The organism is Arthrobacter sp. UYP4 (assembly GCF_057291175.1).
In genome coordinates this window covers 758,743-776,320 of the sequence record NZ_JBXAVU010000002.1, presented here as the reverse complement: position 1 = coordinate 776,320, position 17,578 = coordinate 758,743, and the positions used below count along the sequence as shown (strand labels likewise).

The window sequence follows — 17,578 nt, the reverse complement described above, 5'->3', positions numbered from 1 at the left end:
CTCCGCGTGTCGCGTCGCCCCGGGGGGGTGGGGGGGTGGGGGGCGCGCGGGGGCGGGGGGGGGGGGGGCCCCCCGGGGGGCCCCCCCCCCCCCCCCCCCCCCCCCCGCGGCCCCCCGCTTCTGCGTTCTGCTCCTGGAACGGGACCTGGTCGCTATTTCCCGGAGCTGTACTGGTCCTCGGAGTCCGCTCCCTCGGCCGGATCCTCGGGGTGCACCCGGATGTCCTCCGGGTTCGCGTCCGTGTCGCCCTCGGCGGGGGCCTCGTTGTGGATGCGGTCGTCGTCGCTGGGATTCTCTGACATGCACTCGTCCTTTCGGTTCCAGGGAAGGTAAGTCCCCTTACTGTCAGTCTACGGATCGGGCGCCGCGAGCATAACCCCGGTACCCGGCACGTGACGCGGCGTCGTCAGCATGCTTACGATCGGGTGGTGCACGAAGAGAAGGGCAGCGCCCTCCGACCCCAGGACCGACCGAGGGCCATCGCCTGCTCGGCCGTGGCCGGCCTGCTCGCACTGGGCCTGGGCCTCGGCGCCCACCTGGTGTCCGGCGGCGCCATGCCGAGCGCGGCGATCCTCTGCGGGCTTGCAGCGCTCGCCGTGCTCGTCGCCGCCATCGCAGCGCAGGCGCGGCTGCCCGGATGGTCGGTGCTGCTGCTGCTCGGCGTGACCCAGCAACTCCTGCACTGGCTCCTCGGCGGGCTCGCGGGCGCCGTGGACACCTCGGGGGTACCCGCGCCCGGGCAGGGCCCGCATCACGACGGGAACGCGCCGGTAGGGGTGGAAGGCGCACCGGGGCACTCGCCCGAGGTCATGCTGATGCTCCATGCGCACCTCGCGGCCGCGCTGCTGGTGGGCTGGGCCGTGGCCCGATACCCGCGCAGGGCGGAGTCCGTGGCGCGCCGGCGACGGCAGGGATCCGCGACGGAAGAAGGCGCCCCCGTCGCTTGACGGGAGCGCCTTCCGGCGGTGCTGGTGGTCAGTTGGCGTCGGCGGAACCGTCGTAGAACGGGTAGTCCGTGTAGCCCTCGGCGCCGGTGGAGTAGAACGTCGCCGGGTCCGGTTCGTTCTCCGGCAGGTTCTCCTGCCAGCGGCGAGCGAGATCGGGGTTCGCGATGGCGGGACGGCCGACGACGACCGCGTCCCCCACCCCGTCCTCGAGGATGGCGATGGCCTCCTCGCGGTTGGTGATGACGCCGAAGCCGCTGTTGATCAGGACGGGGCCACCGAAACGCGAGCGGAGGTCCTGGATGAGAGCACCCGTGGGCTCGGCGTGCAGGACGCTGAGGTAGGCGAGTCCGAGCGGCGCGAGGGCGTCGACGAGTGCCCCGTAGGTCGCATGGACATCGGCGGCCTCGGTCTCGAGGGCGTCCTGGATGTTGTGGGCGGGCGAGATCCGCAGGCCCACCTTCTCCGCGCCGACCTCCGCCGCGACGGCGGTGACGAGTTCGATCACGAACTGTGCCCGCTTCTCGGCGGACCCGCCGTAGGCGTCCTCGCGCCGGTTCGACTCGGGGGAGAGGAACTCGTGCAGCAGGTAGCCGTTGGCTCCGTGCAGTTCGACGCCGTCGAACCCGGCGACGTCGATCGCCTTCCGTGAGGCCGTGACGAATTCCCCGATGATGCCCGGGAGTTCCTCGGTGGTGAGTGCATGCGGCACGGGGTAGGGCTGCTTCCCCGTGCTGGTCCGGGTCGTCCCCTCGATGGCGATGGCGCTCGGAGCCACGACCTCGTAGCCGCCGTTCGTGTCGGGGTGCGTCACGCGCCCCGCGTGCATCACCTGTGCCACGATGCGGCCGCCGTCGGCGTGCACCGCGTCCGTCACGCGCTTCCAGCCGGCGAGCTGCTCGGCCCCGACCAGGCCGGGCTGACCGGGGAAGCCCTGCCCGGCATGGCTGGGGTAGGTCCCCTCACTGACGATGAGTCCGAGGGACGCGCGCTGCCGGTAGTGCTCCACGACGAGGTCGCCGGGGATGCCGGCGTTCCCCGAACGGACGCGCGTGAGCGGCGCCATCACCACGCGGTTGGGGAGTTCCAGCGTGCCGAGCGTGAGGGGGGAGAACAGTTTCATGTGTTCCTACTTTCCGGTTCGGGATCCTACTGTTCGGTAACCCGGGACTCCCGGGGGCTATTCCGTCTGTGGTCGGCGTCACCACCCGGCGGACGGGCGATGGCGCAGACCCGGCGACGGTGCCACACTGTGCGTGGTCCCGCGGCACGGCGGGGCGTGGACGGGCGGTGGTGCATGAGCGGGATCCGGATGGGTACGTCGTCGGGGCGCTGGGTCCTGTCCGCCACCGTCCTGGGTTCCGGGATCGTCGGGATCGACGCGACCGTCGTCAATGTGGCACTGCCGACCATCGGGCGGGACCTCGGTACGGATTTCGCGGCCCTGCAGTGGATCGTCACGGGCTACACCCTGACGCTCGCCTCCTTCATCCTGCTCGGCGGCTCGCTGGGTGACCGATTCGGGCGGCGGCGCGTCTTCCTCGTCGGTGTCGCCTGGTTCGCCGCCGCGTCGCTGCTGTGCGGGCTCGCTCCGGATGCCGGCCTGCTCGTCGCGGCGCGGGCGCTCCAGGGGATCGGCGGTGCCCTGCTGACGCCGGGCAGCCTCGCCATCCTCCAGGCGACGTTCTCGGGGGAGGACCGCGCGAGGGCCATCGGTGCCTGGTCCGGGCTGGGCGGTGTCGCCACCGCCATCGGGCCCTTCCTCGGGGGCTGGCTGGTGGAGGCCGTCTCGTGGCGGTGGGTCTTCCTCATCAATGTCCCGGTCGCCGTCGTCGTCGCCTGGATCACCCTGAAGCACGTCCCGGAGTCGCACGACACCGACGTCGAAGGGCGGCTCGACGTCGCGGGCGCGGTCCTCGGAGCGACCGCGCTCGCCGGGACCACCTATGCGCTGATCGAGGCGCCCGCGCAGGGCATGGGCGCGCCCGCCGTCCTCGGGGCAGGCGTCGTCGGGCTGGCCGCGGCCGGGGCCTTCCTCCTGGTCGAAGCACGCATCAGCCATCCGATGCTTCCGCCGGCCATCTTCGGGAACCGGCAGTTCAGCGCCGCCAACGCCGTGACGTTCCTGATCTATGCGGTGTTCGGCGGCGTCTTCTTCCTGCTCGTCGTCCATCTCCAGGTCGTGGCGGGTTTCAGTCCCCTCGCATCCGGTACGGCGATGCTCCCCATCACGGCGCTCATGCTCGTGCTGTCCCCGCGCGCGGGAGCCTTGGGGGCGCGGATCGGTCCGAGGATCCCGATGGCGCTCGGGCCGCTCATCTGCGCCGGATCGCTCCTCCTCATGCTGCGGATCGGCCCGCAGGCGTCCTACGCCGCCGACGTGCTGCCACCGGTGATCGTGCTCGGTCTCGGGCTGTCGCTGCTTGTCGCGCCCCTGACGTCGACGGCCCTGTCCGCCGTCCCGGAACGCCAGGCGGGGCTGGCCTCCGGTGTCAACAATGCGGTGGCCCGCGCTGCGGGGCTCCTCGCGATCGCCGTCCTGCCGTCCGCTGCGGGCCTGACCGGGGACGCCTACAACGATCCCGAGGCCTTCTCCGCCGGGTTCGGCACAGCATGCGCCATCGGTGCCGTGGTGCTCGTGCTCGGTGGCGTCCTGGCGGCGGTCACCATCAGGAATCCGGCCGTGCCGGAGGCCGACCACCCCTCACACTGTGCGGTCGACGGCACACCGGCCGCTCCGGGCGCCCTGCACCAGGCGTACGACGGGAAGGGCGGCCGGACCCGGACATGACGAAGCCCCGGGTGGCAGCCCGGGGCCCATCAGGAGGCGCTACTTGACGTCCTGCTCGTCCATGGCGCTCAGGGGCGAGCCGCCCCGGTTCGCGGGGTCGTCGCTCGCGTCGACGTCGTCGTCCTCCATCATGCCGAAGTCGACGTCCGCCGCTGCCTCGCCGAGCATGGGCTCCTCGGGCGGATACTGCTCCTCACCGTGCTCGTACCGGGCCTCGGCCGTCTCCTCGCGGAGCGTCTGGTCGCTGAGGTAGCCCTCCTCACCGATCGCGGAGACGCCGTTCTCGTCGAAGTCGTTCTCGTCGTCGCCGCTCTCGGTCGTGCCGGGCTCGTCCTGCAGGAGGGGGTCCTCCTGCCAGCGGTCGGGGTTGTTCTCCGCCGCACCCTCGTAGTCGTCCGGCTGTCCCTCGAGGACCGGGTCGAAGGCCTCGGGAGCGAGCGAATCGTTCGGCGTCTCGGGCTCCTCGCCCACGATGGTCAGTTCCTCATCGGGAAGGTTCTCGGTCATCTTCTCTGCCTTTCGTCGGTGCTGCGCATCCTTCGATCATCAGCCTACTGATGATCCGGTCCGGGCGACAGTCGGCTCCGCCGCCCGGACCCGATGCGGTGTCCCGCTAGACTCCGTCGCGCCAGCTGTGCCGGGGTTCGAAGCCCAGAACGCGGCGGGCCTTGTCGATCGACAGCAGCGTCCCGTGACCGCCGACCTCCCGCAGCACCTCGACGCCGGGGAACACCTCCGCCGCCAGATCGGCGCTCGTCCTGTCCATGACGGTGTCCGCGGCAGCGATGATGAAGCGGTCGAAGCCCGGCGCCGCGTGCTCCAGCGCCCTCAGCACCGCCTGGGCGCCGTCGCGGCCGTCGATGTACCCCCACAGGTTCCACTTGCGGGCCGTGGGGTCCGCGTCGAAGGACGGGAATTCGGCATAGTCCTCCGGGTCCATCACGTTCGAGAACCGGAGGGCCGTGATGCTCAGGTGCGGGTCCCAGCGGGCCAGCTCCGTGGCCAGTTGCTCCTCGAGGTGCTTGACCAGCGAATAGGTGCTCTCCGGCCGCGCCGGATACTCCTCGTCCACGGGGAGATACGGGGGAGGCGTGTCGAAGGGCAGCCCGAGCACGGTCTCACTGGACGCGTAGACGATCCGCTTGATGCCGGCCCGTCGGCACGCCTGGAAGACGTTGTACGTGGCGGTCATGTTGTTGTGGAACGTCTCGGCGTCCGCCTGAAGCCCCGGCGCCGGGATGGCCCCGAGGTGCACGACGGCGTCGAATCCGGAGTGCCGGTCCTCCACCCCGAGGAGCGCGTCGACCACCTGCCCGTAGTCCCGCAGGTCGATCCGCAGGAACCCGGGGCCGCGCTCGCCGTGCTGGTCCAGTTCCAGGACGCTGTGGCCCGCATCGCGGAGGCCCCGCACCACGCTCCGGCCGAGCTTGCCGCTCGAGCCGGTGACCGCGACGTTCAGCGACGTCGTCGTCTCCGCCATCAGACCGGCCGGGTCTCGGGGGAGACGGTCTTGGCGACGTCGGTCTCCGCGAGGCCGCCGATCGCGTCGTCGATCGCCTTCAGGACGTCGTCCTCGAGCTTCACCCCGGCGGCGACGGCGTTCGATTCCACCTGCTCCGGGCGGGACGCCCCGATGATCGCCGAGGCCACGTTCGGATTCTGCAGCACCCACGCGATCGCGAGCTGCGCCATCGTGAGGCCCACGCCGTCGGCGATGGGTGCGAGCTTCTGCACGCCGGTCAGGACGTCGTCGCTCATCCAGCGCTTGATCATGTCGGCGCCGCCCTTGTCGTCCGAGGCGCGGGTGCCCTGCTCGGGCTGCCGGCCGGGCTTGTACTTGCCCGTCAGTACGCCCTGGGCCACGGGGGACCAGACGATCTGCGAGAGCCCCAGTTCCTCCGACGTGGGGACGACCTCGCCCTCGATGACCCGCCAGAGCATGGAGTACTGCGGCTGGTTGGAGATCAGCTGGAAGCCGAGCTCCTTCGCGAGGGCGGAACCGTCGCGGATCTGCTGGGCCGTCCACTCGCTGACGCCGATGTAGAGGGCCTTGCCCTGCCGGACGATGTCGGCGAACGCCTGCATCGTCTCCTCGAGGGGCGTCTCGTGGTCGTAGCGATGTGCCTGGTAGAGGTCCACGTAGTCGGTCTGCAGGCGCTGGAGCGAGCCGTCGATCGACTCCATGATGTGCTTGCGCGACAGTCCGACGTCGTTGTGCCCCTTGGGGCCCGTGGGCCCCCAGACCTTCGTGAAGATCTCGAGCGACTGGCGCCGCTCACCCTTCAGGGCTTCGCCGAGGACGGTCTCGGCCGCCGTGTTCGCGTACACGTCCGCCGTGTCGAAGGTGGTGATGCCGACGTCGAGTGCTGCCCGCACGCACTGCGTCGCGACGTCGTTCTCGATCTGCGAGCCGTGCGTGAGCCAGTTGCCGTAGGTGATTTCCGAGATCTTGAAGCCGCTGTTTCCGAGGTATCTGAAGTCCATATCGCGATGCTAGCCGGGCCGGGCGCTCCAGCGATAGGTCACCCAGGCAACGATCAAGGGGCTGGCGCCGCTGCTTTGGAGGGGATTCCGGCCCTGCCGTAGACTCGATCATCATGACCATTCGCTTCGCAACGCCCGACGAGATCGCCCGGTGGAACAGCATCATCAGCGAGAATCCGGACGGCGGGAACGTGATGCAGGGGCGGGAATTCGCCGAGCAGAAGCGAGCGACCGGGTGGGCACCGGTGTACCTGGTGGCCGACGGCGTCGCGCTCACCGTGCTGCAGAAGACCGTCCTTCCCCTCGGCCGCTACTGGTACGTACCGAAGGGACCCGGGGCCGGGGATGCTGCCGCACTCGTCGCACTGCTCCCGGGGCTGAGGACCTTCGCCGCAGGCAAGGGGGTCTTCGGTGTCAAGGTCGACCCCGAGCTCCCCTCCGACCCCGCCGTGGCAGGGGCGCTCGAGGCCGCGGGGCTGGTCCGGGTCGCCGATGTCCAGCCCAACGTGTCGACGGTGGTCCTCGACATCTCGGGGGACCTGGAGGCCATTGAGGCGTCGTTCGGTTCGAAGACCCGCTACAACATCCGCGCGGCCCGCAAGGCCGGCGTCGAGACCCGCGTGGTGGAGGTCGACGACGAGAACTGCACGATCTTCTACCGGCTCCTCGCCGAGACGGCCGAGGGCAGTTTCTCCATCCGCAGCGAGGAGTACTACACCGGTTTCTGGCAGCGCCACGCACGCGCGCAGGCAGGAGCCTTCCTGTTCGCGTTCGTCGACGGCGAGGTGGTGTCGGCCGACTTCATCATGGTCCTCGGCGCCAAGGCCAGCCGCAAGGACGCCGCGAGCACCCGCAAGCGCACGGTCCGCGGTGCCAGCGCCCTCCTCGAGGTGGCCGCCATCGAATGGCTCAAGGCCCGGGGTGTCACGGAGTACGACCTCTGTGGAGCACCGCCGTCCAGCGAGGCGAAGAACAAGGACCACGAGCACTACGGCATCGGCATGTTCAAGACGGGGTTCAACCCGGCGATCACGGACTTCGTGGGGACGTTCGACCTGCCCGTGAATCCACTGCAGCACAGGGCCTGGCTGAGGATCGGGGAGCGGGCCGCCCTGAAGGTCCACCGGATGCGACACCACGAAAGCTGGTACTGAGGATGGCGCCCTTCACGGCACGCGCAGCCACCGCCGACGAGGTGGCGCGCTGGGACGAGCTCGTCCCGGCCAACCCGCTCGGCGGTAACGTGCTCCAGTCCGGTCCCTTCAGCCGTGTGAAGGTGCGCCAGGGCTGGCAGCCTATCCACCTCGCCGTCGAATCGCAGGACTACACGAGCTACGTGATCGCCTACCAGCGCAGCATCCCCGTGCTCGGCGCGCTGTGGTACCTCATCAAGGGCCCCGACACGGCCCGTCCGGAGGATGTCCCCCCGTTCGTCGACGCCGTCGTCGCCCACGCGAGGCGCCGGCCGGGGCGGGTCTTCGCCGTGAAGATCGAGCCCGACTTCCCCGACACCGAGGAATTGCGCGCCCTCTTCGCCGGAGCGGGGCTCGTGAAGACCTTCAACATCCAGGCCAACGACAGCACGGCGATCCTCGACCTCACACCGGACGAGAACCAGCTCCTGAGGAACCTCTCCTCCCGGGGCCGCAACGCCGTCCGCCGTGCCATCCGCGACGGCGTCCGTGCCCAGCCCGTCGAGGCCGGCGAGGACACCTACCGGACCATGTACGCCCTCATGGGACAGGCTCAGCAGGGCCGGCTGTCCGCCGTTCCACGCCCCTACGAGTACTACCGGGGGTTCTGGCAGGAGTTCGTGGACGCCGGGATGGGCCGCTTCTACTTCGTGTACGAGGACGGCAAGCCGTCGGTGGGCGCCTTCGTGATCCTCTACGGCCGGAAGGCCACGTACAAGGACGGCGGCTCGCTGCCCAAGCGCAACCAGTACGGCGATTCGCACCTCGTCCAGTGGGAGGCGATCCTCGACATGAAGCGGCTCGGAGCCCGCGAATACGATTTCTGCGGCACTCCGCCGGCCGATCGGCTGAAGGACAAGGACCATCCGCAGTACGGCCTCGGGATGTTCAAGACGAGCTTCACGAAGACTGTGACGGACTTCGCAGGATGCTACGACGCCGTCGTCCGCCCCCGCACGTATCGTGTGTGGCATGCGGTGGGCGAGCGCGTGGCACGGCAGATCCATTGGCGCCGTCACCGGCAGCCCTTCTACTAGGCCTTCCCAGGCCACCGACCGTCCCGAGGGACGATTGTGAGGTTCCCCCCATGACTGACGGCTCGCGCGACGACCCCCGCGAGGGGTCATCGCCCGCCACCAACCCGTCGCCGGTCGCCGAGGCTCTCCCCGTCATCCGGCGGCCCTTCGACCCGAGCGACGACGAGAAGAACAAGCTCGCCGCCGGCAGGGGCAGTGGCAGGAAGCCGCCGAGGGGCGGCCCCACGCCGTCCAGGCGCCCCGCGGAACCGAGGCCCCAACGCCAGGGCCGCCAGCGGCAGCAGGTCACGAGGCCCGCGGACGCGCTGCCCACGACACCGCAGAGCGTGCCGCCGTCGGTCCGGTCCAATGCCGCCGCCCGGAGCATGCTCCGACGCCTGGTGCAGGGCGAGGCCCCGCCCACGCAGGCGATGAGCATCGTCGAGCGCCTGGCCGGCAGTCCCTACGCGAATCCGATGATCCAGGCGGGCGGCCCCGACGCCAGTGCCCGCAAGGCCCTCGACTTCGCGCTCAACCTGGCCGAGACCATGTTCCGCTACGGGGCGGGTGCCCTGGAGGTCGAGACGAGCATCATCGCGGTCACCGCGGCTTTCGGCCTCGACTCCATCGAGGTGGACATCACCAACCAGTCGGTGGTCATCAACTACTCGGCGCGGGACCAGACGCCGACGACGGTCCTGCGGGTGGTCCGCTCCTGGACGAACAACTACGCGGGCCTCACGGCCATCCACCGTCTCGTGTCCGACATCGCCGACGGTGGCGTCTCCCGGACGGAGGCCGCCCACCGACTCGACGAGATCACGCACCGGCCCAAGCCGTTCCCACGCTGGATGGTGACGGCGGCCTTCGGTATCTTCTCGGCGGCCATCGTGGCCTTCGTCGGCGGGACCCTGCTCGGATCGCTGATCGGCTTCATCAGCTGCATCCTCGTGGACCTGGTCAGCCGCAAGCTCGGCGAATGGCGCGTCCCGGAGTTCTTCGCCGTGGCCACCTCCGCCGCGCTGGTGACCCTGATCGCGATGCTGTTCTGGTGGCTCGAGGTGCCGATCGCCCCGGCGCTCGTGGTGGTGGGCGGGATCCTCCTGCTGCTGCCCACGGGCAGGCTCGTCTCCGCGACGCAGGACGCGATCAACGGCTTCCCGGTCACGGCCGCGGGCCGGTTCCTCTCGGCGATCCTCGTCTTCGCCGCGCTGGTGGCGGGCATCGCCGTCGCCCTCGTGGCGGGCACCGCGCTCGGCATCCCCGAGCTCGAGGTCCTCGACTCGTCGGGCAGCCAGTACCCGTGGCCCGTGGTCGCGGTGCTCACCTTCATCGCGGTGGCCATGATCTGCATCGCCGAGCAGACCGACGTGAAGCTCGTGATACCGACGTCGCTCGTCGCCGTCGCGGGGTACCTCCTGATGATCAGCGCGATGACCGCCGGCGCGGGCTACCGCCTCGCACCGGCCCTCGCCGCCATCCTCATCGGCGCCCTCTCCCGCGTCGTCGCGCTCCGCCTGGGCGCCCCGCAGCTCGTCGTCGCCGTACCCGCCGTCCTCTTCCTGTACCCGGGGCTGACCATCTTCCGCTCCATGTACATGCTGACCATCGACTCCGAGGTGGTGTCCGACGGCGCCCTCGGACTCTTCAACGCGCTGACCGTCGTGCTGGCGATCGCCGCGGGTGTCGTCCTCGGCGACAACCTGGCCAGGCCCTTCACCCGCAAGCTCAGCTCGAACGAGCGCCAGCGGAACCGGCGGCGCTAGCCGTCCACTCCCGGTGTGGGCGCATCCCGATCCGACCCGCCGCTGGCCGCGGTCCGGGACCACTCGATCGGCGCGGCGCCCTGCTGGGCGAGGAGCTCGTTGACGCGGCTGAACGGCCGTGAGCCGAAGAACCCCCGGGACGCCGACAGCGGGCTGGGGTGCGCGGACTCCACGGTTGGCGTCGGCCCGAGCAGCGGCTTCAGGCGGAGCGCGTCCTTGCCCCAGAGGATGGCCACGAGCGGACCGCCGCGGGCCACGAGGGCCCGTATCGCCGCGTCCGTCACGTGCTCCCAGCCGAGCCCGCGGTGCGAGGCGGTCTCGCCGGCACGCACCGTCAGCACCCGGTTGAGGAGCAGGACGCCCTGCTCGGCCCACCCCGACAGGTCACCGGTCGCAGGCGGAGCGGTGCCGGTGTCCGAGGCCAGTTCACGGTAGATGTTCGCGAGGCTGCGGGGGATGGGACGCGTCGCGGGATCGACGGCGAAGCTCAGGCCCACGGCGTGGCCGACGGTCGGGTACGGGTCCTGCCCGACGATGACGACGCGCACGCTGTCCAGCGGCGTGGAGAACGCCCGGAGGATGGAGGGCGCATCGGGCAGCACGCGCAGCCCGCGGTCGAGGTCCGCCGCAAGGGCTTCGGCCAGCCGGTGGAGGACCGGTTCGACGGGCGCGAGCGCTGACGCCCAATCGGCCGGCACGAGGTCCGCGATGCCGGCGGGCGCCGCGAACGGGAAGACCGATGCGTTCGGCGACGGTCCCGGGTTACCGGAGCCCGCCGCGCGGGACGGCCCCGCATCGGAAGGAGTGTCGGGCAGGTCGAAGAGCGCGTCGTCGTCGTGCGTCATGGACCCATTCTCGCCCGGCTCTCGGGGACGCACTCCCCGAATGACACACGTGTAATTCCCTACTACCATGGAAAGACGGTCGTGCGAGGGAACGGAAGGTGGTAGTGGACATGGCGGAGCCGATGCGGCAGCCGGACGACTCCCCCTCCGGGCAGGAGGCCAGGCTGGCCCTGGGAGACCGCGAGCAGCGCATGCTGGCGCTTGAGCGCGAGTGGTGGAAGTACTCCGGCGCGAAGGAGCAGGCCATCCGCGACCTGTTCAACCTGTCTGCCACGCACTACTACCAGGCGCTCAACGCCCTGATCGACACGGAGGCCGCGCTCGCGCACGACCCCATGCTCGTGAAGCGGTTGCGTCGACTGCGGTCCACCCGCCAGAAGGCACGGTCCGCACGCCGCCTCGGCGCGGACATCTAGTACTGCCCGCGACACTCGACGAGCGAAGGACCCTCCTCTTCCATGACTGACCACCCGCGGGACGAGTTCGACGCCGTCCCCGAGGCTTCCGCGCGGCAGGGTGTCCACCGGGAGAGGTTGGTGCCGGCCGGCTCGAGCGGGCTGGCCCTCAAGATCACCGTGGGGGTCCTGGCGCTGCTGATCGGTCTCGGCGCCTATTTCATCCTTCCCCGGCTCGGCTTCCCGGGGGGATCGGACGCGGCGTCGGGTCCGGCGCCGGCCACGAGCGGGGCTGCCGACGCGACGGCGGCGCCGACGGGGAGCGCCTCGGACGATCCCGAGGACGGGGCGACGGACGAACCGGACGCGGGTGCGTCCCCGGATGCGGAAGCGACCGACGGGACCGACCGGGCACAGACCGTGAACGTGCTCAACGCCACGGGGGCTCCGGGACTCGCTTCCGTGGCGGCCGGGAGGCTCGCCGCCGAGGGCTGGACCTCGGCGATCCCGGGGAACTGGGCCGGAGCCCCGGTCGACTCCTCGGTGGTCTTCTACAACGGTGAGGCCCAACGGTCCGACGCCGAGGCGGTGGCCGCGGACCTCGGGATCACCGACCTGGTCGACACCCCGTCGGTCTCGCCCGACATCTCCGTGGTCCTCGGACCCGAATTCCAGTGATCCGCTGCAGGGCCGGAGCCATCAGTCCTTGAGGGGGATACCCTGAGCGTCCCGCCGGAACTGCCCGGATCCGACGAGGATCAGGATGCCCTCGACGAGGCCCCAGATGCCCGCCGCGATGGCGCTCAGCCCGAAGGTGAAGACCGCCCCGACGGTCGACATGAGGACCAGGACGACGCCGATCGTCGTGTAGCCGAGATAGAACCTGTGGACGCCGAGCGACCCGAGCAGGATCCCCAGGACCCCGGCGATCACCCGTGACTTCTGCGGACCGTACGGCTGTCCGTAGGGCCCCTGGCCGTAGCCGCCCTGCAGGTAGCCGCCCTGCGCGTAGGGCCCCTGGGACGGACCGGGCCGGCCGTAGCCGCCGGAAGCGTAAGGGTCCTGGCCCGGGCCTGGCCCGCCGTAGCCACCGGAAGGAGGGCCGGCCTGGGGGTACGGCGCCTGGGCGTACGGGTCCTGCGCGTACTGGTTCGGACCGGAGGGCCCCTGCGCATACGTTCCCGGCTGGCGGGGGTCCTGGCCGGACGGCTGCTGCGGGAAGGATGCCTGCCCCTCCGGGAACGGCTGCTCGCCGTCGGGCACACGGTGGGGCGCTGGACCAGGGCCGAGGGGGCCGCCGCCGTCGGGGTTCGGGGTGCCGCGCTCGTCGGGCTTCCCGGAGTCAGGACCGCTTGCTGGCGTGGACACTGTGCCTCCCGTTGGTTGGTGTGCGCCCAATCTATGCCCTCGGCGGAATCCGCGCTATGGCGTGCGGCGGTGCCGTACTCCAGCCGTCCTGCAAGGGGGTGCGGAGGGCTCGGGCAGGTTGCACTCGCACGGTGGGAGTGCTAATTATTGAGTTAGCACTCGCGCGCGCAGACTGCTAAGACTGCGCGTGGTGGGTGAAGCAGGCAAACCTCTGTGGTGGGGGTGGGGCTTCGAGCGTGAAAGAGATCGTTCAGGCGCTGCCCGGCCGTCGCGGGCACCACACGCAGGCAAGCATTCATGTGCTGAAATGCAACCGTCCCGAAAGGACCTAAGCCGTTATGGCCAAGATCATTTCTTTTGATGAAGAGGCCCGCCGCGGCCTCGAGCGGGGTCTGAACATCCTCGCTGACGCCGTCAAGGTGACGCTCGGCCCCCGTGGCCGCAACGTCGTGCTCGAGAAGAAGTGGGGCGCCCCCACCATCACGAACGACGGCGTGTCCATCGCCAAGGAGATCGAGCTCGACGACCCGTTCGAGAAGATCGGCGCCGAACTCGTCAAGGAGGTCGCCAAGAAGACGGACGACGTCGCAGGCGACGGAACCACCACCGCCACCGTGCTCGCCCAGGCCCTCGTCAAGGAAGGCCTGCGCAACGTCGCGGCCGGCGCCGACCCCCTGAGCCTCAAGCGCGGCATCGAGAAGGCCGTCAAGGCCGTCACCGACGAGCTGCTCGCTTCCGCGAAGGAGATCGAGACCAAGGAGCAGATCGCTGCCACGGCCTCCATCTCCGCCGGGGACAAGCAGATCGGTGACCTGATCGCCGAGGCCCTCGACAAGGTGGGCAAGGAAGGCGTCATCACCGTCGAGGAGTCGAACACCTTCGGCCTCGAACTGGAACTCACCGAGGGTATGCGCTTCGACAAGGGCTACATCTCGGGCTACTTCGTCACCGACGCCGAGCGCCAGGAGACGGTCCTCGAGGATCCCTACATCCTGATCGTCAACTCGAAGATCAGCAACGTGAAGGACCTCGTCGCCGTCCTCGAGAAGGTCATGCAGTCCGGTAAGCCGCTGCTGATCATCGCCGAGGACATCGAAGGCGAAGCCCTCGCGACCCTCGTGGTCAACAAGATCCGCGGCACCTTCAAGTCCGTGGCCGTCAAGGCCCCCGGCTTCGGTGACCGCCGCAAGGCCCAGCTCGCCGACATCGCCATCCTCACCGGTGGCCAGGTCATCGCCGAGGAGGTCGGCCTCAAGCTCGAGACCGCCACCCTCGACCTGCTGGGTACCGCCCGCAAGGTCGTCGTGACCAAGGACGAGACCACGATCGTCGAGGGAGCCGGCGACGCCGACGCCATCGCCGGTCGCGTGGCCCAGATCCGCGCCGAGATCGAGAACTCCGATTCCGACTACGACCGCGAGAAGCTACAGGAGCGCCTGGCCAAGCTGGCCGGTGGCGTTGCAGTCATCAAGGCCGGTGCCGCCACGGAGGTCGAGCTCAAGGAGCGCAAGCACCGCATCGAGGACGCCGTCCGCAACGCGAAGGCAGCCGTCGAGGAAGGCATCGTCGCCGGTGGTGGCGTGGCCCTCATCCAGGCCGGAGCCAAGGCGTTCGCCAACCTGGAACTCTCGGGTGACGAGGCGACGGGCGCGAACATCGTCCGCGTCGCGATCGACGCACCGCTCAAGCAGATCGCCTTCAATGCCGGCCTCGAGCCCGGCGTCGTCGTCGACAAGGTCCGCGGACTGCCCGCCGGCCACGGCCTGAACGCTGCTACCGGCGTGTACGAGGACCTCCTCGCCGCAGGCGTCAACGACCCCGTGAAGGTCACGCGCTCGGCCCTGCAGAACGCAGCGTCGATCGCCGGCCTGTTCCTCACCACCGAGGCCGTCGTGGCCGACAAGCCGGAGAAGGCAGCTCCTGCCGGCGGCGGCGACGACATGGGTGGCATGGGCGGGATGGGCGGCTTCTAGCCCCCGCCGGCGCTCCACCGCGCACGCCCGAACGAGAAGGGTGGCACTCCCGAGGGGGGTGCCACCCTTTCGTCGTCCGAGGCACGGACGGATGGCCCCGGACAGCCGTGGTGGCCCGGCGCAGGCGGCGAGGCGTCAGCCCAGGAACATGCGGGCGTTGTCCTGCTCGGCGTCGGCGTACTGCCGGGTCGCGAGGGAGAGCGCCGCGTTGATGCCGGCCAGGGATTCCTCGACCTGCTGCTGGGTCGCACGCCACTGCAGGACGAGCTGCTGGAAATTGCTGGCCGCCTGGCCTGTCCAGATCCCCTCGAGTTCGCGTAGCCCCGCCTGCATCGAGTTCACCTCCGCCTGCAGCCTCGAGATGGTGCCCTGCACCTGGCTGCTCTTCGCCGCCAGGCCGTCGGTGTCCACGTTGAAGAATGGCATGGTGTGCTCCCGTGTGCTCGCGTTCCGTTGACGATCCGACGCTAGGGCACGGTACGGGGTGGTCAGCCGGCGTCGTTGCCCTTGTGGACAACCGGCCTGGTCGAGGGGGCCCGTGGAGGGATGATGCCGTTCGAGTAGGCGTGGTCCTGGCCGGACCCCGGGGAGTCCTCCTCGGGCGCTGCGTCCTCCGACCCGTCGTCCGCCGGGAGGTGCGGGAGCCGGATGGACAGGGTGGCCCCACCGCCGGGCGTCTCGTCCAGCCGAACGGTGCCGTCGTGCTGCGCGACGAGCGCGGCGACGATGGCGAGGCCGAGCCCCGTGCCGCCGGTCTCCCGGTGCCGGGAGCTGTCCGCCCGGTAGAAACGCTCGAAGACCTTGGCGGCGTCCTCCTCGGAGATGCCGGGCCCGTGGTCGCGCACCTCCAGGACGGAGTCACTGTGCCCGTGCAGGACCGGCGCGACGCCGACGGCGAGCTCGATCGGGGATCCCTCCGGCGTGTAGCGGAGCGCGTTGGTCATCAGGTTGGCGACCACCTGGCGCAGGCGTGCCTCGTCACCCCTCGAGGGCGCGGAGCGTGGCGCCCCGCCGTCGAGCCCGATCACCGTGACTGACCGGTCGGGGGCGGTCGCCCGTGCGTCGAAGGCGGCATCGTGCGCGAGCACCATGAGGTCCACGGGTCTCACCTCGAGGGGGCGCTGCTCGTCGATCCGGGCGAGCGTGAGGAGATCCTCGACGAGCTGGCCCATGCGGATGGCCTCGCTCTCGATCCGGCCCATCGCCGCGGCCACGTCCTCGTCCTTCTGGAGTGCTCCGTGCCGATAGAGCTCCGAGTAGCCACGGATGGTCACGAGCGGCGTGCGGAGCTCATGGGAGGCGTCCGCCACGAAACGGCGCATCTTCGTCTCCGACGCGGTCCTCGCCGCGAAGGCGCGCTCGATGTGCGCGAGCATGGCGTTGAGCGATCGCGACAGCCGGCCGATCTCGGTGGCGGGACGTTCGACGGCGACGCGGCGGGAGAGGTCGCCGGCTGCGATGGCGGCGGCGGTCCGCTCGACCCTGGCCAGCGGTGCGAACTGCCGGGTGACCGTGACGAAGGCGATGAGGGACGCGAGGGCGGTGGTCACCAGTCCCGACGTGAAGATGATCTCGGTCGATTCCTGCAGGGATTCGTTGACCGTGTTGAGCCGTGAGGCGATGGCCAGGTAGCCCTCGCCGTTGGTGAACGGGAAGACGCGGACACGCCACCCCTGGCTCGCCGGGTCCGTCCCCGGCACGTCGAGGCCGGATCCTTCGAGGTCCGCGATCCGCTCGGGCGTGAGGTCCCCGAGGTCGGGCACGTCCGCCGCGTCGGAGGACTGGTTCTCGGCGAGGATGGTGGAGTCCCGGTCGAGGATCGCCGCGTAGTACCGCAGGACGGTCCCGTCATCGGCGGGTACCTCGGAATAGATGGTCTCCGAGACGACCTTCGCGTTGGCCAGGATGTCGGCGTCGACCCGGTCCACGAGTCCTTCGCGCAGGAGGGACACGGTCGCCAGGCCCGTGATGCCCACCGTGACGATCATGAGGAGCATGATGATCGCGACGAGCTGCGAGCGGAGGGACGCCGCACTCCAACGCTTGACCAAGGGGGCGGCGCTACCGCTTGTCGGCGGTCCGGAGCAGGTAGCCCACGCCGCGCTTGGTCTGGATCAGGGCCACGGCATCCGGGTTCCTGTCGATCTTGCGGCGCAGGTACGAGATGTAGGACTCGACGATGGACGCGTCCCCGTTGAAGTCGTACTCCCACACGTGGTCGAGGATCTGTGCCTTCGACAGGACGCGGTTCGGGTTCATCATGAGGTAGCGCAGCAGCTTGAACTCGGTGGGGGAGAGGTCGATGACCTCGCCGCCGCGCCGGACCTCGTGCGCGTCGTCGTCGAGCTCGAGGTCGTCGACGCGGATCACGGCGTCGTCGTCCTCGAGCGGGTGGGTGCGTCGCAGGACGGCGCGGATGCGCGCGACCACCTCGTCGAGGCTGAACGGTTTGGTGACGTAGTCGTCCCCGCCGACCGTCAGGCCGGTGACCTTGTCATCCGTGTCGTCCCGCGCCGTCAGGAAGACGACGGGGAAGTGCCGGCCGGCGGCGCGCAGCCGGCGGGTGACGGTGAATCCGTCCATGTCGGGGAGCATGACGTCCAGGACGGCGAGATCCGGGTTGTGCGTCTCGGCCGCCGCGAGGGCGTCGCGTCCGTTGCCGGCGGCGACGACGTCGAAGCCGGCGAACCGCAACGATGTCGACAGGAGTTCGCGGATGTTCGGTTCGTCGTCGACGACCAGCAGTTTCGCTTCGGGGCCCGTTTTCTTCACGGCACCAGTATCCGCGCGTTGTCTGTGAGTT

The 17,578-nt window shown here is 70.1% G+C and carries 18 protein-coding genes; 8 read left to right on the top strand and 10 right to left on the bottom strand.

Features of this window, described 5'->3' with window-relative positions; genetic code table 11:
* Positions 1-152: 152 nt before the first annotated feature.
* Complete coding sequence (locus AC0Z9V_RS12220; protein ID WP_208740118.1) at positions 153-302, bottom strand: hypothetical protein; 150 nt, start codon at positions 300-302, stop codon at positions 153-155.
* Between the two features lie 126 nt (positions 303-428).
* On the opposite strand from AC0Z9V_RS12220, the gene AC0Z9V_RS12215 reads away from it, so the two are divergent.
* A complete protein-coding gene (locus AC0Z9V_RS12215; protein ID WP_485141669.1) occupies positions 429-947 on the top strand; it encodes a hypothetical protein in 519 nt (172 codons plus the stop codon).
* A 28-nt stretch (positions 948-975) separates the two neighbouring features.
* Here AC0Z9V_RS12215 and AC0Z9V_RS12210 read toward each other — a convergent pair whose 3' ends face one another.
* Positions 976-2,067 (bottom strand): alkene reductase, encoded by a 1,092-nt coding sequence (locus AC0Z9V_RS12210; RefSeq protein WP_459267350.1) that lies wholly within the window; start codon positions 2,065-2,067, stop codon positions 976-978.
* Between the two features lie 174 nt (positions 2,068-2,241).
* Between AC0Z9V_RS12210 and AC0Z9V_RS12205 the strand changes: the two genes are divergently transcribed.
* Entirely contained in the window at positions 2,242-3,735 is a 1,494-nt protein-coding gene (locus tag AC0Z9V_RS12205; RefSeq protein WP_485141668.1) for an MFS transporter, read from the top strand.
* Between the two features lie 39 nt (positions 3,736-3,774).
* Here the strand turns inward: AC0Z9V_RS12205 and AC0Z9V_RS12200 are convergent, their stop codons facing one another.
* From AC0Z9V_RS12200 to AC0Z9V_RS12190, 3 genes are all read right to left on the bottom strand, one after another.
* Positions 3,775-4,242, bottom strand: a complete 468-nt coding sequence (locus tag AC0Z9V_RS12200; protein WP_133083148.1) for a hypothetical protein — start codon at positions 4,240-4,242, stop codon at positions 3,775-3,777.
* A 106-nt stretch (positions 4,243-4,348) separates the two neighbouring features.
* Complete coding sequence (locus AC0Z9V_RS12195) at positions 4,349-5,194, bottom strand: NAD-dependent epimerase/dehydratase family protein (RefSeq protein ID WP_208741843.1); 846 nt, start codon at positions 5,192-5,194, stop codon at positions 4,349-4,351.
* A 20-nt stretch (positions 5,195-5,214) separates the two neighbouring features.
* Positions 5,215-6,219, bottom strand: a complete 1,005-nt coding sequence (locus tag AC0Z9V_RS12190) for an aldo/keto reductase family protein (protein ID WP_485141667.1) — start codon at positions 6,217-6,219, stop codon at positions 5,215-5,217.
* Between the two features lie 113 nt (positions 6,220-6,332).
* Here AC0Z9V_RS12190 and AC0Z9V_RS12185 point away from each other — a divergent pair, with 113 nt between their 5' ends.
* From AC0Z9V_RS12185 to AC0Z9V_RS12175, 3 genes are read left to right on the top strand one after another with little or no spacing between them, the layout of a single operon-like run.
* Complete coding sequence (locus tag AC0Z9V_RS12185) at positions 6,333-7,373, top strand: lipid II:glycine glycyltransferase FemX (RefSeq protein ID WP_485141666.1); 1,041 nt, start codon at positions 6,333-6,335, stop codon at positions 7,371-7,373.
* 2 nt (positions 7,374-7,375) lie between these two features.
* Entirely contained in the window at positions 7,376-8,449 is a 1,074-nt protein-coding gene (locus AC0Z9V_RS12180; protein ID WP_208739906.1) for a lipid II:glycine glycyltransferase FemX, read from the top strand.
* A 50-nt stretch (positions 8,450-8,499) separates the two neighbouring features.
* Entirely contained in the window at positions 8,500-10,194 is a 1,695-nt protein-coding gene (locus tag AC0Z9V_RS12175) for a threonine/serine exporter family protein (RefSeq protein WP_485141665.1), read from the top strand.
* On the opposite strand, the gene AC0Z9V_RS12170 is transcribed toward AC0Z9V_RS12175, so the two are convergent.
* Positions 10,191-11,039: a uracil-DNA glycosylase gene (locus AC0Z9V_RS12170; RefSeq protein ID WP_485141664.1), complete on the bottom strand. Its 849-nt coding sequence runs from the start codon at positions 11,037-11,039 to the stop codon at positions 10,191-10,193. The genes AC0Z9V_RS12175 and AC0Z9V_RS12170 overlap by 4 nt on opposite strands.
* Positions 11,040-11,161: 122 nt before the next feature.
* Between AC0Z9V_RS12170 and AC0Z9V_RS12165 the strand changes: the two genes are divergently transcribed.
* Both AC0Z9V_RS12165 and AC0Z9V_RS12160 read left to right on the top strand, forming a co-directional pair.
* Positions 11,162-11,455, top strand: a complete 294-nt coding sequence (locus AC0Z9V_RS12165; RefSeq protein ID WP_244186284.1) for a DUF3263 domain-containing protein — start codon at positions 11,162-11,164, stop codon at positions 11,453-11,455.
* A gap of 42 nt (positions 11,456-11,497) precedes the next feature.
* Positions 11,498-12,112: a LytR C-terminal domain-containing protein gene (locus tag AC0Z9V_RS12160; protein WP_485141663.1), complete on the top strand. Its 615-nt coding sequence runs from the start codon at positions 11,498-11,500 to the stop codon at positions 12,110-12,112.
* Between the two features lie 21 nt (positions 12,113-12,133).
* On the opposite strand, the gene AC0Z9V_RS12155 is transcribed toward AC0Z9V_RS12160, so the two are convergent.
* Positions 12,134-12,802 (bottom strand): TM2 domain-containing protein, encoded by a 669-nt coding sequence (locus tag AC0Z9V_RS12155; RefSeq protein WP_485141662.1) that lies wholly within the window; start codon positions 12,800-12,802, stop codon positions 12,134-12,136.
* Positions 12,803-13,140: 338 nt separating this feature from the next.
* Between AC0Z9V_RS12155 and groL the strand changes: the two genes are divergently transcribed.
* Positions 13,141-14,775: a chaperonin GroEL gene (gene groL / locus AC0Z9V_RS12150; RefSeq protein ID WP_133083157.1), complete on the top strand. Its 1,635-nt coding sequence runs from the start codon at positions 13,141-13,143 to the stop codon at positions 14,773-14,775.
* Positions 14,776-14,910: 135 nt separating this feature from the next.
* On the opposite strand, the gene AC0Z9V_RS12145 is transcribed toward groL, so the two are convergent.
* From AC0Z9V_RS12145 to AC0Z9V_RS12135, 3 genes are all read right to left on the bottom strand, one after another.
* Positions 14,911-15,201 carry a WXG100 family type VII secretion target gene (locus tag AC0Z9V_RS12145; protein ID WP_485141661.1) on the bottom strand — a complete coding sequence of 97 codons (291 nt, stop codon included), beginning with the start codon at positions 15,199-15,201 and terminating at the stop codon, positions 14,911-14,913.
* A gap of 62 nt (positions 15,202-15,263) precedes the next feature.
* Positions 15,264-16,826, bottom strand: a complete 1,563-nt coding sequence (locus AC0Z9V_RS12140) for a sensor histidine kinase (RefSeq protein WP_485141660.1) — start codon at positions 16,824-16,826, stop codon at positions 15,264-15,266.
* Positions 16,827-16,836: 10 nt separating this feature from the next.
* Positions 16,837-17,547: a response regulator transcription factor gene (locus AC0Z9V_RS12135; protein ID WP_133083159.1), complete on the bottom strand. Its 711-nt coding sequence runs from the start codon at positions 17,545-17,547 to the stop codon at positions 16,837-16,839.
* Positions 17,548-17,578: the final 31 nt, after the last annotated feature.

Coding starts and splice junctions, on each gene's coding strand:
- AC0Z9V_RS12220 (WP_208740118.1), bottom strand. CDS start 302: ATGTCAGAGAATCCCAGCGACGACGACCGCATCCACAACGAGGCCCCC.
- AC0Z9V_RS12210 (WP_459267350.1), bottom strand. CDS start 2,067: ATGAAACTGTTCTCCCCCCTCACGCTCGGCACGCTGGAACTCCCCAAC.
- AC0Z9V_RS12205 (WP_485141668.1), top strand. CDS start 2,242: ATGAGCGGGATCCGGATGGGTACGTCGTCGGGGCGCTGGGTCCTGTCC.
- AC0Z9V_RS12200 (WP_133083148.1), bottom strand. CDS start 4,242: ATGACCGAGAACCTTCCCGATGAGGAACTGACCATCGTGGGCGAGGAG.
- AC0Z9V_RS12190 (WP_485141667.1), bottom strand. CDS start 6,219: ATGGACTTCAGATACCTCGGAAACAGCGGCTTCAAGATCTCGGAAATC.
- AC0Z9V_RS12185 (WP_485141666.1), top strand. CDS start 6,333: ATGACCATTCGCTTCGCAACGCCCGACGAGATCGCCCGGTGGAACAGC.
- AC0Z9V_RS12180 (WP_208739906.1), top strand. CDS start 7,376: ATGGCGCCCTTCACGGCACGCGCAGCCACCGCCGACGAGGTGGCGCGC.
- AC0Z9V_RS12175 (WP_485141665.1), top strand. CDS start 8,500: ATGACTGACGGCTCGCGCGACGACCCCCGCGAGGGGTCATCGCCCGCC.
- AC0Z9V_RS12170 (WP_485141664.1), bottom strand. CDS start 11,039: ATGACGCACGACGACGACGCGCTCTTCGACCTGCCCGACACTCCTTCC.
- AC0Z9V_RS12165 (WP_244186284.1), top strand. CDS start 11,162: ATGCGGCAGCCGGACGACTCCCCCTCCGGGCAGGAGGCCAGGCTGGCC.
- AC0Z9V_RS12160 (WP_485141663.1), top strand. CDS start 11,498: ATGACTGACCACCCGCGGGACGAGTTCGACGCCGTCCCCGAGGCTTCC.
- groL (WP_133083157.1), top strand. CDS start 13,141: ATGGCCAAGATCATTTCTTTTGATGAAGAGGCCCGCCGCGGCCTCGAG.
- AC0Z9V_RS12145 (WP_485141661.1), bottom strand. CDS start 15,201: ATGCCATTCTTCAACGTGGACACCGACGGCCTGGCGGCGAAGAGCAGC.